Annotated in this window: 20 protein-coding genes; 13 read left to right on the top strand and 7 right to left on the bottom strand. The window is 62.4% G+C overall.

Features of this window, described 5'->3' with window-relative positions:
* The first annotated feature begins 18 nt into the window (after positions 1–18).
* Genes ACJ8IP_RS12570 through ACJ8IP_RS12560 form a run of 3 tightly spaced genes read left to right on the top strand, consistent with a single transcriptional unit; the run spans position 19 to position 3,150 of the window.
* Positions 19–663, top strand: a complete 645-nt coding sequence (locus ACJ8IP_RS12570; protein WP_046686653.1) for a hydrolase — start codon at positions 19–21, stop codon at positions 661–663.
* Positions 664–711: 48 nt separating this feature from the next.
* Positions 712–1,257, top strand: coding sequence for an antibiotic biosynthesis monooxygenase (locus ACJ8IP_RS12565; RefSeq protein WP_442524407.1), 546 nt, complete (start codon positions 712–714; stop codon positions 1,255–1,257).
* 21 nt (positions 1,258–1,278) lie between these two features.
* A complete protein-coding gene (locus tag ACJ8IP_RS12560) occupies positions 1,279–3,150 on the top strand; it encodes an amidohydrolase (protein WP_033652684.1) in 1,872 nt (623 codons plus the stop codon).
* Positions 3,151–3,251: 101 nt separating this feature from the next.
* Here ACJ8IP_RS12560 and ACJ8IP_RS12555 read toward each other — a convergent pair whose 3' ends face one another.
* The 3 genes from ACJ8IP_RS12555 to ACJ8IP_RS12545 form a co-directional block, all read right to left on the bottom strand.
* On the bottom strand, positions 3,252–4,382 hold the full coding sequence (locus ACJ8IP_RS12555; protein ID WP_042783948.1) for a Gfo/Idh/MocA family protein: 1,131 nt from the start codon (positions 4,380–4,382) through the stop codon (positions 3,252–3,254).
* Positions 4,383–4,609: 227 nt separating this feature from the next.
* The gene (locus ACJ8IP_RS12550; protein ID WP_099785219.1) at positions 4,610–5,233 is read right to left on the bottom strand and encodes a glutathione S-transferase family protein; all 624 of its coding nucleotides are present in this window, start codon (positions 5,231–5,233) and stop codon (positions 4,610–4,612) included.
* A 9-nt stretch (positions 5,234–5,242) separates the two neighbouring features.
* Complete coding sequence (locus tag ACJ8IP_RS12545; RefSeq protein WP_071845081.1) at positions 5,243–5,425, bottom strand: DUF1127 domain-containing protein; 183 nt, start codon at positions 5,423–5,425, stop codon at positions 5,243–5,245.
* A gap of 180 nt (positions 5,426–5,605) precedes the next feature.
* Here ACJ8IP_RS12545 and ACJ8IP_RS12540 point away from each other — a divergent pair, with 180 nt between their 5' ends.
* The 3 genes from ACJ8IP_RS12540 (at position 5,606) to ACJ8IP_RS12530 (ending at position 8,811) form a co-directional block, all read left to right on the top strand.
* Positions 5,606–7,042 (top strand): aminotransferase-like domain-containing protein, encoded by a 1,437-nt coding sequence (locus tag ACJ8IP_RS12540; protein WP_033642345.1) that lies wholly within the window; start codon positions 5,606–5,608, stop codon positions 7,040–7,042.
* A gap of 81 nt (positions 7,043–7,123) precedes the next feature.
* Positions 7,124–8,149, top strand: coding sequence for an AraC family transcriptional regulator (locus ACJ8IP_RS12535; RefSeq protein WP_033652681.1), 1,026 nt, complete (start codon positions 7,124–7,126; stop codon positions 8,147–8,149).
* Complete coding sequence (locus tag ACJ8IP_RS12530; protein WP_164107444.1) at positions 8,146–8,811, top strand: epimerase; 666 nt, start codon at positions 8,146–8,148, stop codon at positions 8,809–8,811. The genes ACJ8IP_RS12535 and ACJ8IP_RS12530 overlap by 4 nt, the downstream gene beginning before the upstream one ends.
* Positions 8,812–8,821: 10 nt before the next feature.
* Here ACJ8IP_RS12530 and ACJ8IP_RS12525 read toward each other — a convergent pair whose 3' ends face one another.
* On the bottom strand, positions 8,822–9,244 hold the full coding sequence (locus tag ACJ8IP_RS12525; protein ID WP_033652679.1) for an NUDIX hydrolase: 423 nt from the start codon (positions 9,242–9,244) through the stop codon (positions 8,822–8,824).
* 107 nt (positions 9,245–9,351) lie between these two features.
* Between ACJ8IP_RS12525 and sseA the strand changes: the two genes are divergently transcribed.
* Entirely contained in the window at positions 9,352–10,197 is an 846-nt protein-coding gene (gene sseA, locus ACJ8IP_RS12520) for a 3-mercaptopyruvate sulfurtransferase (RefSeq protein WP_122004583.1), read from the top strand.
* On the opposite strand, the gene ACJ8IP_RS12515 is transcribed toward sseA, so the two are convergent.
* Positions 10,194–11,063, bottom strand: coding sequence for a LysR substrate-binding domain-containing protein (locus tag ACJ8IP_RS12515; RefSeq protein ID WP_033642340.1), 870 nt, complete (start codon positions 11,061–11,063; stop codon positions 10,194–10,196). The two genes, sseA and ACJ8IP_RS12515, sit on opposite strands and share 4 nt — an antisense overlap.
* Before the next feature lie 280 nt (positions 11,064–11,343).
* Here ACJ8IP_RS12515 and ACJ8IP_RS12510 point away from each other — a divergent pair, with 280 nt between their 5' ends.
* The 4 genes from ACJ8IP_RS12510 to ACJ8IP_RS12495 all read left to right on the top strand — a co-directional run bounded on the left by ACJ8IP_RS12510 (position 11,344) and on the right by ACJ8IP_RS12495 (position 13,752).
* Positions 11,344–12,579 carry an FAD-dependent oxidoreductase gene (locus tag ACJ8IP_RS12510; protein WP_042783945.1) on the top strand — a complete coding sequence of 412 codons (1,236 nt, stop codon included), beginning with the start codon at positions 11,344–11,346 and terminating at the stop codon, positions 12,577–12,579.
* 68 nt (positions 12,580–12,647) lie between these two features.
* Positions 12,648–12,908 carry a type II toxin-antitoxin system Phd/YefM family antitoxin gene (locus ACJ8IP_RS12505; protein WP_042783944.1) on the top strand — a complete coding sequence of 87 codons (261 nt, stop codon included), beginning with the start codon at positions 12,648–12,650 and terminating at the stop codon, positions 12,906–12,908.
* Between the two features lies 1 nt (position 12,909).
* Positions 12,910–13,215, top strand: coding sequence for a type II toxin-antitoxin system RelE/ParE family toxin (locus ACJ8IP_RS12500; protein WP_028127915.1), 306 nt, complete (start codon positions 12,910–12,912; stop codon positions 13,213–13,215).
* Between the two features lie 24 nt (positions 13,216–13,239).
* Positions 13,240–13,752: a GNAT family N-acetyltransferase gene (locus tag ACJ8IP_RS12495; RefSeq protein ID WP_164057405.1), complete on the top strand. Its 513-nt coding sequence runs from the start codon at positions 13,240–13,242 to the stop codon at positions 13,750–13,752.
* 22 nt (positions 13,753–13,774) lie between these two features.
* On the opposite strand, the gene ACJ8IP_RS12490 is transcribed toward ACJ8IP_RS12495, so the two are convergent.
* Positions 13,775–14,287, bottom strand: coding sequence for a DUF2165 family protein (locus ACJ8IP_RS12490; RefSeq protein WP_042783943.1), 513 nt, complete (start codon positions 14,285–14,287; stop codon positions 13,775–13,777).
* Positions 14,288–14,421: 134 nt separating this feature from the next.
* Here ACJ8IP_RS12490 and ACJ8IP_RS12485 point away from each other — a divergent pair, with 134 nt between their 5' ends.
* Positions 14,422–14,685: a type II toxin-antitoxin system ParD family antitoxin gene (locus ACJ8IP_RS12485; protein WP_004939442.1), complete on the top strand. Its 264-nt coding sequence runs from the start codon at positions 14,422–14,424 to the stop codon at positions 14,683–14,685.
* Positions 14,670–14,969 carry a type II toxin-antitoxin system RelE/ParE family toxin gene (locus tag ACJ8IP_RS12480; protein ID WP_042783942.1) on the top strand — a complete coding sequence of 100 codons (300 nt, stop codon included), beginning with the start codon at positions 14,670–14,672 and terminating at the stop codon, positions 14,967–14,969. The genes ACJ8IP_RS12485 and ACJ8IP_RS12480 overlap by 16 nt, the downstream gene beginning before the upstream one ends.
* Before the next feature lie 7 nt (positions 14,970–14,976).
* On the opposite strand, the gene urtE is transcribed toward ACJ8IP_RS12480, so the two are convergent.
* A complete protein-coding gene (gene urtE / locus ACJ8IP_RS12475) occupies positions 14,977–15,675 on the bottom strand; it encodes an urea ABC transporter ATP-binding subunit UrtE (protein ID WP_046686646.1) in 699 nt (232 codons plus the stop codon).
* Positions 15,676–15,684 lie beyond the last annotated feature (9 nt).

Below are 15,684 nucleotides of genomic sequence, written 5' to 3'. Positions count from 1 at the left end.
TCACTGGGAAGGTAAATTATGTCCAAGTTTCAACTGCTTGATAAAGACAACTCCGCACTGATTTTTATCGATCATCAACCGCAAATGGCCTTCGGCGTGGCTAATATTGATCGTCAGCAACTGAAAAACAACGTTGTTGGTTTGGCGAAGGCAGGCAAGATTTTCAACGTTCCTACCCTTTTCACCTCGGTCGAAACCGAAAGCTTCAGCGGCTATATCTGGCCGGAGCTGCTGGCGGTACACCCTGAAATCACCCCGATTGAACGCACCTCGATGAACTCCTGGGAAGACGCGGCCTTCGTCAAAGCCGTGGAAGCCACCGGCCGCAAAAAGCTGGTGATCTCCGCGCTGTGGACCGAAGTGTGCCTGACCTTCCCGGCGCTGATGGCGCTGGAAGCCGGCTATGAAGTGTATGTGGTGACCGACACCTCCGGCGGCACCTCCGTCGATGCGCACGAGCGCTCGATCGAACGCATGGTGCAGGCCGGCGCCGTACCGGTGACCTGGCAGCAGGTGCTGCTGGAGTACCAACGCGACTGGGCGCGCAAAGACACCTACGACGCGGTGATGGCGCTGGTGCGCGAACACAGCGGCGCGTACGGCATGGGCGTCGACTACGCTTACACCATGGTGCACCACGCACCGGCCCGCACGGTGAAATAATTCCCCCTGCCCCGGCCCCGCGCCGGGGTATTTTCAGGAGTCGGTTTTATGGCCCATCCGCAGCATGTCACGCTGGTGATCACCCACCGTTTGGCGCCGGGGAACGAGCAGGCCTATGAGGCCTGGCTGAACCGCATCATGCCGGACGCCGCGGGCTTCACCGGCCATCTGGGCGTCAACGTCATCCGCCCATCCGACAGCGAACAGGCCTATACGGTGCTGGTCCGCTTCGACAATGTCGATAATCTCTACCGCTGGCTCAACTCGCCGCTGCGCAAGCAATACATCGAAGAAGTCACTCCGCTGTTGCTGGAGAATGACCATATCGAGATCCACCCCGGCGCGGAGTTCTGGTTTACCCCGCCCAACCCCGGCGTGCGCCAACCGCCCCAGTGGAAGCAGTTCATCATCACCCTGCTGGTGATCTTCCCTTCCACCAATCTGGTGCCCTGGTTTTGGGGGCTGGCGCTGCCGCAGTTGAACGGCACGCTGCTCGGCCATTTTCTCAATGACGCCACCGTGGTCGCTCTGGTGGTGTACCTGTGGATGCCCATCGTGACTCGCGTTTTTCATCAATGGCTGATCCGCCGCTAGGCGGTTCGCCGGGAGAATGTTATGAACCACCACGCTTCATTGATCCTCACCAACGGCAAATTTCACACCGTTGACCGCCAAAACCTCACCGCGCAGGCGGTCGCCATTCGCGACGGCAAGTTTCTGGCGGTCGGCAGCGAAGCCGAAGTCATGCAACACGCCGGGCCGGAAACCCAGGTGATCGATCTGCACGGCCACACCGCCATTCCGGGCCTGAACGACTCGCACCTGCACCTGATCCGCGGCGGCCTGAACTACAACCTGGAGCTGCGCTGGGAAGGCGTGCCTTCGCTGGCCGACGCGCTGCGCATGTTGAAAGAGCAGGCGCTGCGCACGCCGAGCCCGCAATGGGTGCGGGTGGTCGGCGGCTGGACCGAGTTCCAGTTTGCCGAACGCCGCATGCCGACGCTGGACGAAATCAACCAGGCGGCGCCGGACACGCCGGTATTTATTCTGCATTTATACGATCGCGCGCTGCTCAACCGCGCGGCGCTGAAGGTAGTCGGCTACACCAAAGACACGCCGAACCCGCCGGGCGGCGAGATCCAGCGCGACGCCAACGGCAACCCGACCGGCATGCTGATCGCCAAACCCAACGCCATGATCCTGTACGCCACGCTGGCGAAAGGGCCGAAGCTGCCGCTGGAACAGCAGGTCAACTCCACCCGCCAGTTTATGCGTGAGCTGAACCGCCTCGGCCTCACCAGCGCCATCGACGCCGGCGGCGGTTTCCAGAACTACCCGGAGGATTATCAGGTGATCGCCGAGCTGCACGAGAAAAAGCAGCTGACCATCCGCATCGCCTATAACCTGTTCACCCAGCGGCCGAAGCAGGAACTGGAAGACTTCGAGCTGTGGACCGACATGCTCAAACCGGGCCAGGGCACCGACTTCTATCGCCACAACGGCGCCGGCGAGATGCTGGTGTTTTCCGCCGCCGACTTCGAAGATTTCCTGCAGCCGCGCCCGGATCTGCCGCCGGGCACCGAAGACGAGCTGGAGCGGGTGGTGCGCCATCTGGTCGAGCACCGCTGGCCGTTCCGCCTGCACGCCACCTATGACGAATCCATCAGCCGCATGCTGGACGTGTTCGAGAAGGTGAACCGCGATATTCCATTCAACGGCCTGCACTGGCTGTTCGACCACGCCGAAACCATTACCGAACGCAATATCGAGCGCGTCAAGGCGCTGGGCGGCGGCATTGCGGTCCAGCACCGCATGGCGTTCCAGGGGGAATATTTCGCCGACCGCTACGGCATCGAAGCCACCAAACATACGCCGCCGGTGGCGAAAATGCTGGCGGCCGAGCTGCCGGTCGGGCTGGGCACCGACGCCACCCGCGTCGCCAGCTACAACCCGTGGACGGCGCTGTACTGGCTGGTCTCCGGCCGCACCGTCGGCGGCATGGCGATGTACGACGACAGCGCCCGGCTGGATCGCGAAACGGCGCTGATGCTGTGGACCCAGGGCAGCGCCTGGTTCTCCACCGAACAGGGCAAGAAAGGCCAGATCAAGGTCGGCCAACTGGCGGATTTGGCGGTGCTGTCGCAGGACTACTTCAGCGTGCCGGAAGAGCAGATCAAAGGCATCGAGTCGGTAATGACGGTGGTGGACGGCAAGGTGGTCTACGCCGCCGGCAGCTTCTCGCCGCTGGCGCCGCCGCCGCTGCCGGTGCTGCCGGAGTGGTCGCCGGTCACCCAGGTGCCGGGCCATTACCGCTCCGCGCCGCCGTCGGCGGCGGCCCGCGTCGGGGTAGTGAGCCAGGCGCACCAATGCTGCGGCCCGTGCGGCGTGCACGCGCACCAGCATGACATCGCGCGCCGCTCCAGCATCCCGGTGTCGGACGAGAATGCCTTCTGGGGCGCGTTCGGCTGTTCGTGTTTCTCGTTCTAAGTTATCAAGCCAATAACTTGTTATAAAATTAATTTAATAAGCCATTAAGCTGGCAACATAATAAATTAATGGCGCTGTCCGCGGAGAGCGCCATTTCCTTTTCAATCGCGGTTGATCTCCAGCCAGCGCCGCTGCTCGGCGGAGGCGGCTATCGCGTCCAGCACGCACGACACCTTCCAGCCCTCTTCAAAGTCCGGCCACATGCGATCGCCCGCGGCGATGCCGTTGACCAGATCGCGGATCTCCACCGTCTTCTGATCGTTAAAACCAATGCCGTGCCCGGCGCTGATGCAAAACGCCGCATAGTCCGGGTGCTTCGGCCCCACCAGCAACGTCTTGAACCCCTGCCGCTCCGCCGGTTCATCGTGTCGATACAGCTTCAGTTCGGCCATCCGTTCCTGGGTATAACTCAACGTGCCTTTGGTGCCGGTAACCACATAGGTCAGCCCCATCTTGCGCCCGCAGGCGATGCGCGACGTTTCGATAGTGCCCATCGCCCCGCCGGCGAAACGCAGCAGCGCGCCGGCCTGATCTTCGTTTTCCACCGGATGCATACGCGACGGGTCTTGCGGATCCGGCCGCTGTTTGATCACGGTCTGCATATCGCCAGAGACCGCCACGATATCGCCCACCAGGTAGTGCGCCATATTGACGATGTGCGCCGCCAGATCCCCCAACGCGCCCAGCCCGGCGCTGGCGCGGCGGCAGTGCCAGTCGATCGGCGTGCGCGGGTCGGCCAGGTAATCCTCATTGTGGGTGCCGTAAAAATGCACCACCTCGCCGATTTCGCCGTTGGCGATGATCTCGCGCGCCAGCTGGCTGGTGGGGTTTTTCATGTAGTTGAAACCGACCAGCGTTTTCACCCCCTTGGCGCGGGCGGCCTGCACCATCTCCGCCGCGTCGGCGGCGTCCAGCGCCAGCGGTTTTTCCGAATACACGTGCTTGCCGTGGCGGATCGCCGCCAGCGCCATCTCTTTGTGCAAGAAGTTGGGGGCGCAGATGTCCACCACATCGATCGCCGGATCGGCCACCAGCTGCCGCCAGTCGCCGGTCGAACGCGCAAAGCCGAACTCGGCCGCGCGCTGCGCCGCCAGCTCGGGCGTCACCTCCGCCAGCATCTCCAGCACCAGATCCCCTTTAAGGGGAAATACCGTGGGGGCCTGCGCATAAGCGATAGCGTGACAACGCCCGATATAGCCGGTGCCGATTAACCCAACGCGTACCTGTTTCATCATCCTCTCCCGTGACCGAAATCTTGCCTGAAACCCGGCGCCCTGAGTGAAACGCGCCAGCTGATAACGGTTTTATATGGAATATAAATTTCAATAACAAGCGCACGGAAAAAGAAAGTTCGGATTCGTGATGTCGTTCATGAAACGTTGACAGGATGATGCAAAAGGAAAATCCGAACGCGGCGTTGCCGTATCCGGATAAGGTAAAATGAACCATTTATTTCATATTACGGTAAACCGTTGGCACCGTGCTGAACGTAGCCAGGGCGTTGCAGCAGGCGCTGCTGATAGGCCGCCAGCGCCGCATACTCCGGCCGCTCGAACGGCGTCATCTGCCAGCGGTTGAGCGACAGCCCCAGCACTACGTCCGCCAGCGTGAAGGCAGCGCCGGCGGCGTAAGGGCCGTGCTGCGCCAAATGCGCATCCAGCAAGCCCATCAGCCGATTCCACTCGCGCTCGGCGGCGGCCAGGCTGGCGGCATCCTGGTAATCCGCATGCCCGCGTACGCGTGACATGAACACATAGCGCCAGGCGCCATTCAGATCGGTGGCCTGCCAGTCCATCCACATCTCCACCGCCGCGCGCGCGCCTGGTTCCTGCGGCAGCAGATCGCGGCGCCCTTCCCGCCCCGCCAGATAGCGGCAAATGGTGTTCGACTCCCACAGCACCCGTGCGCCGTCGATCAGCACCGGCACCAGGCCGTTGGGATTGAGCGCCAAAAACTCGGGTTCCTGCGTGGAGCGAAAGCCGCTGCCCCAGTCTTCCCGTTCCAGCGTCAGCCCCAGCTCATGGCTGGTCCACAGCACCTTGCGCACGTTGATCGATGAGGCTTTGCCCAATAATTTCAGCATCCGCTTTCCTTATTCTCTCCAGAACGGTTTATACCCTTCCCGCCAGGCATCCGCCCGCGTCAGGCCGATATCCGCCAGTTGCCTGTCGTTCAGCAGCAGTAATTCTCTGCGCGTTCTGCGACGCAACAAATACCAACGCCAGCGTGACCAGCCTCCCCGTCGCCACGTCGTCATGCCATCAAACAGAGCCATCTTATTATTCCCCCTGATGTTTTCGCCTTGTTGTGATGATGCGCGCCGGGCAAAAAACAATACAGATGCACGTTAGCGCTATTTTTTTCATACAGCTGCATACCAAAATGCGCTGAATGGTTTACTTTTGAGGCATCTGTACCGGTTTTTCGGTTACTTTTCCTGATGAGGTATATCTGTATGACACGCTACGCCACGCTGGCCGCCATTCTCAGCCAACGCATTCAGCAAGGGCTGTATCCGGTCGGCCACCGCTTGCCTTCGGTGCGCGCGCTGAGCCTGGAACACGGCGTCAGCATCAGCACGGTGCAACAAGCCTACCGCCTGCTGGAAGAACGGCGCCTGGTGGAAGCGCGACCGAAATCGGGCTACTTCGTGCATGCGCAGCGCACGCAGGCCGAGCTGCCCGCCATGACGGCGCCGACGCAGCGGCCGGTGGACATTTCGCAATGGGAACAGGTGCTGGAACTGGTGCGCACCCGGCCGCGCGAGGGCCTGATCCAACTGGGGCGCGGCATGCCGGACATCGCCGAGCCGACGATGAAACCGCTGATCGTCGCCCTGCGCAACGCCGCCCGTCACGGCGACTTGCGCAGCCTGTATTACGACAGCATCCAGGGCGTGACCGCGCTGCGCGAACAGGTCGCTCGCCTGCTGCTGGATTCCGGCTGCCAAATCGGCGCCGATCAGTTGCTGATCACCACCGGCTGTCAGGAAGCGATCTCGGCCGGGCTGCGCGCCGTTTGCCAACCCGGCGACATCGTGGCGGTCGATTCCCCCTGCTTCCACGGCACCATGCAAACGCTGAAGGGATTGGGCATCAAAGCGCTGGAAATCCCCACCGATCCGCTGACCGGCGTGAGCCTGGCGGCGCTGGAGATGGCGCTGGAACAGTGGCCGGTCAAGGCCGTCCTGCTGACGCCCAACTGCAACAACCCGCTGGGCTACATCATGCCCGACGCCCATAAACAGCGGCTGCTGACGCTGGCGCAGCGCCACGACGCGGCGATCATCGAGGATGACGTTTACGGCGACATCGCCTATCACTACCCGCGGCCGCGCACCATCAAATCGTTCGACGAAGATGGCCGCGTGCTGCTGTGCAGCTCGTTTTCTAAAACGCTGGCGCCGGGGCTGCGCGTGGGCTGGATCGCGCCCGGCCGCTATCTGGAGCGGGTGCTGCACATGAAGTTCATCGGCTCCGGCGCCACCGCCACCCAGCCGCAGCTGGCGATCGCCGACTTCATCCGCGGCGGGCACTATCTGAAGCACCTGCGGCGCATGCGCGCCCGCTACCAGCAAAACCGCGACCGCATGACCGATCTGATCCTGAAATACTTCCCGGCCGGCACCCGCGTCAGCCGGCCGCGCGGCGGTTTTATGCTGTGGATCGAACTGGACGAGGCGTTCGACACCCTGCGGCTGAACCGCCATCTTGAACAGCAAGGCGTGCAAATCGCCGTCGGCAGCATTTTTTCCGCCGCCGGCAAGTATCGCAACTGTCTGCGCATCAACTATGCGCCGACGCTGACGACGGAGATCGAACAGGCGGTACAACGGGTCGGCGCCACCATCCAGGCGCTGATGCCGACCGACAGTTTGGCGCAATCGGATTAAATCTTGACGCGATCGGATTATCGGCGCACGGACAGGCTGTTTTAGAGTAATGCCTTCTCTTACCACTGGCAGGCAACAACCATGAGCAGCGATCAAATTCCGGTTTCCAACGCGTTGGCGGTGCGCCTCGCGGCGCAAGGCGTCGATCTCGAACGGGTCGGTCAGTTGGCCGGCTTGCCCGCCGGGCTGCTCAGCGAGCGGCGCGTAAAAGTGCGGTTGACCACCCAGCAGTTCTTCGCCGTCTGGCGCGCCCTCGCCCAACTGAGCGACGATCCCGCCTTTGGTCTGCGGCTGGGCGGCGACGTCGCGCCGGAGCATTACGATATCGCGTCGGTCGCCGCACTGCACTCCGCCACGATGGGCGAGGCCCTGCGTAAAGTCGCGCGCTACAAACGGTTGGTGTGCCCGGAAGAACTGATGCTGGAGGAAGATGGCGACAGCGTTCGGCTGCATACGCGTTGGACGATGATCGAGGACCATACGCCGGAATTGCTGATAGACACCATGTTCGCCTCTATCACCACCCTGTGCCGCCGTGGCACCGGTTTACCGCTGCAGCCCAAGGCGCTTGAGGTGACCCGCCGTCGCGATCCCCACTCACCGCTGCTGCGCCACTTCGGCTGCCCGGTGCGATTCGACGCGCCGCTGGACGTGCTGGTATTTGACCGTGCGCTGATGCAGCAGCCGCTCATCACCCACGACCAGGACATGCTGGCGCTGCTGCTGCCGGAGCTGGAGGCCGAGTTGGCCGAAGCGCGCGCCGAGCAAGATTTGCCCACACAGGTGATGACGATCCTCGGCCGCAGCATGCGCGGCCAGCGCCCCAGCGTCAACAGCGTGGCCGCGGAGCTCTATCTCAGCCCGCGCACGCTGCAGCGCCGTCTGCAACGGCACGGCTACAGCTACCAGCAGTTGTTGGACAAAACCCGCCACCGCACCGCCTGCCGCTTGTTGGCGGAGACCGATCTTGAGCCAGGGGAAATCGCCTTTGTGCTGGGATTCGAAGAGCTGAATTCGTTCAGCCGCGCCTTTATTCAGTGGGAAGCGCTGACGCCCAGCCGCTGGCGCATGCAGCGCACCGCCGGCCAGTGGGAGAACAGGGCGTGAAAGTGATTATCTTCGGCGCCAGCGGCATGGTGGGCCAGGGCGCGCTGCGGGAATGCCTGCGCGATCCGCGCGTCAGCGAAGTGCTCAGCATCGGCCGAAGCCCGTTGGCCCAGAACCACGCCAAACTGCGCCAGCTTTCTGTGCCCGATCTGCGTGATCTGTCGGCGCTGGAGCCGCAGCTTGCCGGCTACGACGCCTGCTTCTTCTGCCTGGGGATTTCGTCCTCCGGCCTGAGTGAAGCTGAATATCGCGCGGTGACTTACGATCTGACGCTGGCCGCCGCCCGCCCGTTGGCGACGCTGAATCCGTCGATGGTCTTCGTCTACGTCTCCGGCCTCGGCACCGACAGCAGCGAACGCGGCCGCAGCATGTGGGCCAGGGTCAAGGGCGCCACCGAAAACGCCTTGCTGGCGCTGCCGTTCCACGCGGTGATGTTCCGCCCTGGCGCCATTGTGCCGCTGCACGGCATTCGCTCCAAAACCCGCCTCTACGATCTGGCCTATCGGCTGTTCAAGCCGCTGTGGCTCGGCGCATTGCGACTGTTTCCCGCGCAGGTGAGCAGCACCGAACGAATCGGGCTGGCGATGCTGGCGGTGGCGCGCCGGGAAACGGCCTTGCGCATCCTGGAGCCGCCGCAGATCAATCAACTGGCGACGCGCTGAAATACCGTCATCAACCGCGCCGCCGCCAATACTCCGCCACCCGGCGGCGCAGATGCTCGATGCCCTGCGGATGCTCAATAAACTGCGCCACCGGCATCATCCGCCAGCGCTGGCCTTCGTCGCCGAAGCGAATGGCGGCGATCTGCGCCGGGGCGATCTCGCCGGCCATAAACCAGGTCGGCGGGGAGCCGGGCAAAATGCCGGCGTAGCGCCGGCGCCAGACAACCTGGTGTTCGGCGATCGTCACGCCGAACTCTTCCCGCGTTTCCCGCTGCACGCACTGCAGCGGCGTTTCGCCGTTTTCCCGCCCGCCGCCGGGCAGATCCCACTGACCGGGCCACGGAATGCCCGGCTTGTCGTCCCGTTGGTAAACCAGCAAGAGACCGTCGCACAGCAGCGCGATCTTGGCCCCGCCAAACGCCTCGTCCGTCATGATTTCTCCGCTCCCGGCCCCATCGCCTTTGACTGAACATCATACTTCATCCCCGCGCGGCCTGGTGTATAGTGAAAATCCGTTTTCACAACAGGCGAACAATGACGATGAACTCTCCGTTTCTGGTGACTCCCCAATGGCTTGCGCAACATATCAACGATGAAAATCTGGTGGTGATCGACGTTCGGATGTCGCCGGTCGGGCTGACGCCGAAAAAAGACATGCTTGCCGAGTTCGAACGCGGCCATATCCCCGGCGCGGTCTATTTTGATATCGACGACGTGGCGGACAAAAACACCGCGCTGCCGCACATGTTGCCGACGGCGGCGGAATTCGCCGCGGCGGCGGGCCAATTGGGCATCAGCGAGCGCGATACCCTGGTGATTTACGACGAGGGCAACCAGTTCTCCGCACCGCGCGGCTGGTGGACTTTCCGCAATTTCGGCGCCGAGCGCGTTTATGTGCTGGATGAAGGGCTGAACGGCTGGACCGCGCTGGGGCAAGCGCTGGAAACCGGCCCGGCGCAGCCTGCCCCGCAGACGTTCAACGCCCGGTTCAACGCCGACGCGGTGGTGGATATGCGGCAAGTGGAGCAAGCGTTAGGCACGCCGGTGCAAATTCTCGACGCGCGCGCCGCGCCGCGCTTTTATGCCGAAGCGCCAGAGCCGCGCCCCGGCCTGCACCGCGGCCATATTCCCGGCAGCATCAACATTCCGTACGGCGAGCTGCTGGAAAACGGCCGCTTCAAATCGTTGGAAACGCTGCGCCAAACCTTCAGCGACAAGGGGGTAGACATCAACGGCCCAATCATCACCAGCTGCGGCTCCGGCGTGACGGCGGCGGTGCTGGCGTTTGGCCTGCTGTCGCTCGGCGCGCCGCAGGTCAAGTTATATGACGGCGCCTGGAGCGAATGGGGCCAACTGAGCGGCAAGCAGCCTATCGCCCAAGATTAAGTTTCGATCCGCTCGACCACGATCTGCGCCAGCCGCTGCACGGCGGCCGAAGGCTGATCCTCGGCGCGGTGCAGCACCACGCCGAGTTGGCCGAGAGCGGGCAGCAGATCGGGGGCCAGCGGCGACAGGCCGGGCGGCAAGCCCGCCGCCGTGCGCACCGTAACGCCCAACCCGGCGCTCACCGCCGCCCACACGCCGTTCAGGCTGCGGCTGCTAAAGGCGATGCGCCAGGGTATGCCGGCGCGATCCAGCGCCTGCGTCGCCGCGCTGCGCATCAGACAGGGTGCGTCGAACATCACCAACGGCAGCGGCTCATCCCCTTCTCGCCAGGGCGCCAGCGCGAAGCCGGGCGACGCGATCCAGTGCAACTGCCGCTGCCCCAGCGCCTGATGAAACGGCGTGCTCAGACCGCCATCCCACGCCAGCGACAGATCCAGCTGGCCTTTCAGCACCCAGTCGATCAGCTCGGCATTACGCGCGATGCGCGCCTCGATCCTCACCTTTGGATTGGCGCGCGCGAAGCTGCCCAACACCTGCGGCAGAAACGTCTCGCCGAAATCCTCCTGCAACCCCAGCCGCACCGTGCCCTGCAGATCCAGCCCGCGCACCGCGGCGGCGGCTTCGTCATTAAGCTCCAGCAGGCGGCGCGCGTAGCCAAGCAGAGTTTCCCCCGTCTCGGTCATCACCATGCCGCGCCCGGCCTTGCGCAGGATCGGCGCGCCAACCTGCTGTTCCAGCTTTTTCAGGTGGGCGCTGACCGCCGACGTCGAACGCCCCAGCCGTTCAGCCGCCTTGGCGAAGCTGCCCAGCTCGACGCCGGTGACGAAGCTGCGCAAATCCTCGAGATCGAACGTTATTCGCCCCATGCTGACCATCCTGATTTTCTGAACCATCAATCAAAATAATACCGATTTTACTGATAAAGATGGCGTGTCACGCGCTCCGGGTCAATGTCTTTCCGGAGAATCCTTATGCTCGCGATGCAATACCGTTTTACCCTGCCCGCCGGTTCCGCCCCTCTGTCCGCTCCCTTTGACCACACTGCGCCGCGGGTTGACAGCTCAATGTGATATTGATAATCATTATCAATATTGCATATTCATTTGCGGCTCGCGGGATGCGGGTCGCTCTCCGGGGTCAACCGTCATGTCGTCATCACCAATCACACCTTACGCCACCACCTGCTGCATCGTGGGAGGCGGCCCCGCCGGGCTGATGCTCGGCTATCTGCTGGCGCGGGCGGGGATCGACGTGACGGTGCTGGAGAAGCACGCCGATTTCCTGCGCGATTTTCGCGGTGACACCATTCACCCGTCGACGCTGGAAGTCATGCATCAACTGGGCCTGCTCGACGAACTGCTGACGCTACCGCATCAGCGCGCGGAATCTCTGCACGCCGAAGTCGCCGGACGCGACATCAAGCTGGCGGATTTCACCCGCCTGCCGACACGCTGCAAATTTATCGCCTTTATGCCGCAGTGGGAGTTCCTCAACTTTTTGGCCCAGCAGGCCGCCGCCTTCCCCAACTTCAGGCTGCTGACCTCAACGCAGGTTCACCAGCTGCTGTACGACCGCGGCCAGGTGTGCGGCGTGCTGGCCGACACGCCAGAAGGCCCGATCCGCGTGCGCAGCCAGTTGGTGGTCGGCACCGACGGCCGCAACTCGGTGGTGCGCGAACAGGCGGCGCTCAGCAGCCGATCCTTCGGCGCGCCGCGCGACGTATTGTGGATGAAGCTCAGCAAGCAGCCGGGCGATCCGGCCTGGTCGATGGGCCACACCGGGCCGAAACAGAACTTCATCATGATCGATCGCGGCGACTACTGGCAGTGCGGTTACTCGATCGACAAAGGCAGCTTCGATGCGATCCGCCACAGCGGGCTGGAGAAATTTTTACTGCACCTCGCTGAGGTGGCGCCGTTCCAGGACGATCGCCTGCAGGAGATCGTCGAGTGGGATCAGGTCAAACTGCTGAGCATTCGCATCGATCGTCTGGATCGCTGGGCCAAACCGGGAGTGCTGTGCATCGGCGACGCCGCGCACGCCATGTCGCCGATCGGCGGCGTGGGCGTCAACCTGGCGATTCAGGACGCGGTGGCCGCCGCCAACGCCCTGATCCCGCCGCTGCGCCAGCATCGGCTGCAGCTGAAGCATCTGCTGAGCGTGCAGCGCCGGCGCGAACTCCCCACTCGCGCCATCCAGTTTTTGCAGATCAAAATGAGCCAGCGCAAGCCGGGCGAACGCCGCGCGGCGGGCGGCTCGCGCTTGATCGCCCGCGTCGGTAACAGCCGCTGGCTGCCGCGCCTGTTCGGCCGCATCATCGGCCTGGGTTTTCGCCGTGAAACACCGCGGCATCTGTCCAACGAAACCTGCCCGCCGGAATAGCATTGGTGATTTTTTCATCGCGTCGTATAATGGTTAAATCGAACGATTTAATTAACTGGAGCGATTAAATGTACACACTCACCGCGAACGAGGCCAAAACCCAATTCGGCGATTTGCTGCTCAAGGCGCAGCGTGAACCGGTGCAAATCAATCGCAACGGCAAACCGGTCGCCGTCGTCATGTCTGTAGAAGATTACCAGGCGCTGGAAGATCTCAAATTAAGCGCACTGCAGCAAAAAATCGCGCAGGCTACCGCCGAGGAAGACGCCGGTAAGGCGGTAGACGGCGATGCCTTCTTCAACCGTCTGCTCACCGATGAAACAGACTGAGATGCCCGCGTTTCGCCTCACCCCGCAGGCCCAACAAGATCTGCTGGCTATTCGTCATTTCACCATCGAGCACTGGGGCCAAGCGCAATCTCGCCGCTATCTTGAGCAGTTGAGAGAGGTCATGCATCATTTGGCAGATATGCCGGAAGCGGGTAAAGCTCACTTCCACGATCTGGGCGAAGAGATACGCAGTTTTCCTTACGCCAGCCATAGGATCTACTACCGCAACCGCCCTGCCGGCATCACCGTTCTCGCCATTCTGCATCAGGCGATGGTGCCTCACCGGCATCTGGAACAACGGCTGTAATTTTTCTTACTCAAAGGGGCACTGATGTTCACCGTCCGTCAGGCATTGCTGGAAGATTTAACGCAAGTGCGCGATATCGGCATCCGCACCTACCGCGCCCACTTCGGTGAGCTGTGGCGCTACCCGCACGAGCTGGAGGTCTTTCTGGCGGAGAATTTTTCCGTCTCCGCGTTGGAACGGACGCTGCGCGATCCCAACGTTTGCTGGCTGTTGGCCCATGAGGATGACGCCCTCGTCGGCTATGCGCGGGTGAATTTCGACAGCCTGCTGGCACCAACCGAGCACATCGGCGCAGAGCTGCAGAAAATCTATTTTCTGCCGGACCATGCCGGCAACGGCTATGGCCAGCGCCTGTACGAACAGGTACAGCAGCGGGCTATCGACCGTCGGCAAAAAACGCTGTGGCTGGAAGTGCTGCAACGCAACACCCGCGCCCAACGTTTTTATCAGCGTCAAGGATTGAGCATTTGTGGCGAGACCTGCTACACCAGCGCCCAGGGCTCGATAGGCATTTGGTATATGAGCAAGGCGCTGTAACCGCGCCCCACTCCGCCGTCGTTTAGCGCGGCTCCCGCTGCAGCATCAGGAACAGCAAGGCAAACGCATTGGGCGCCAGGTAGATCAGCGCCCCCAGCTGCACCGCCAGCGGATCCTTCTTGGCCTGCCAGGCCATAAACCAGTCGCCGGCGACCACCATAAAGCCGACGCCCCACACCGTTATCGCGCAAAGCGCCCCCAGCATCGCCCAGACTTTGCCCTTGGCGAAAGCGGCGTAAGGGCCTTTCAATCGCCCGATCATCAACGCCACGCCCGCCGTCGCGAATAGGCCGGCCAGCGTTTCCAGCGCGGTGATGACCGCCAACCCCAACATGCAGGCCCAGTCGGCGCTGATCGCGCGCCACATCAGCCCCGGCGTTTGATAAGTATCCTGCATGGCGAGCAGCGGCCCCACCGCATTGCGCGCGGTGCCGGCGAAATCCGCCGTATTGTTCAACAGGCTAAACAGCCCCCACAGGGCCGGAAACAGGGACAGGACGATGCAACCGAGGCGTGACACAGTGATTTCGTTCATGGTTATCCTTAATGAATAAACGGGTGGCTCCCGTCCTCATGACGGGACCGCTATTGAGATCCTGATAGTTTGACGTGCACAATGTAAGAACTAATCTTACAATGACGCAGCATAGCCGAAAGTGAGGAGGAATAATGGGCAGAACACTAACGGTAGATCTGGGTGACGAACTGCGTAGCTTCGTCGAAGACCTGGTGGCCAGCGGCGATTACCGAACGCCCAGCGAGGTCATCCGCGAATCCGTGCGCACTTTGCGCGAACGTACCGCCGCCTCAAAACTGGAAGAGCTTAGGCGCTTGATCGCCGAAGGAGAGAACAGCGGCGAAGCCGTCGAATGGGATCGTGATGTGTTCATGGAAAGAATACGGAGCAAAGCAAAAGGATGCGCAGGAGAGTAACCGTTCGTCCAAAAGCGTTGGACGATATGGAAGAGATCTATTTTTACGGGTTGGCGCACTTTGGCTTGCAGGTGGCCGAAGATTATCTGCGCCGCCTGCATCAGGCTTTCGATAACCTTAGCCACCACCAACTCGGCAAAAACATCGATGCAATCGGCCCCGGCCTATGGGTATTGCCCGTCGCCAACCACCTGATTTATTTTCGACAGCACAGGCGGGAGGTGAATATCATCAGAGTGCTGCATCATTCCCGCGATCCGCTCAGCCAATCCTTTTTCAGCTGACCCAACGTTAAATCGCCACCAGCGCGCGGACGCCGTCCTGTTCCATAGCGCTGCCGGCGCCGCGCTGCACGATGCTGCCGCGCGACATCACCAGATAGCTGTCCGCCAGGTCGGCGGCGAAGTCATAGAACTGCTCCACCAGCAGGATCGCCATATCGCCCCGCGCCGCCAGCTGTTTGATCACCGCGCCGATCTCCTTGATCACCGAAGGCTGGATCCCTTCCGTCGGTTCGTCGAGGATCAACAGCTGCGGCCGGCAGGCCAGCGCCCGGCCGATCGCCAGCTGCTGTTGCTGCCCGCCGGAAAGATCGCCGCCGCGCCGATCCTTCATTTGCCGCAGCACCGGAAACAGTTCATAGATCGGATCCGGCACCGCGCGCGCGTCGGCGCCGGAAAAACGCGCCAGCCCCATCAGCAGATTTTCCTCCACCGTCAGGCGCGGAAAAATCTCCCGCCCCTGTGGCACATAGGCGATACCCGCCTGCACCCGCTGATGCGGTTTTTTACCGGTGATGGTTTCGCCCCGCCAACGGACGCTGCCGCTGCGCGCCGGGATCAGCCCCATCAGGCATTTCAGCAGCGTGGTCTTGCCCACGCCATTGCGCCCCAGCAGGCAGGTCACCTCGCCGATGCGCGCCTCGAACGACAGGCCGCGCAGAATGTGGCTGCCGCCGTAATACTGATTCAATTCCTCTACCTGCAGCATGATTACGCC

It is taken from the genome of Serratia sp. CY52157, from assembly GCF_052168495.1.
In the GTDB taxonomy this organism is placed as follows: Bacteria; Pseudomonadota; Gammaproteobacteria; order Enterobacterales; family Enterobacteriaceae; genus Serratia; species Serratia ureilytica.
Note: the sequence above shows the minus strand (reverse complement) of the source record. Positions and strands in the feature narration are given on the sequence as shown.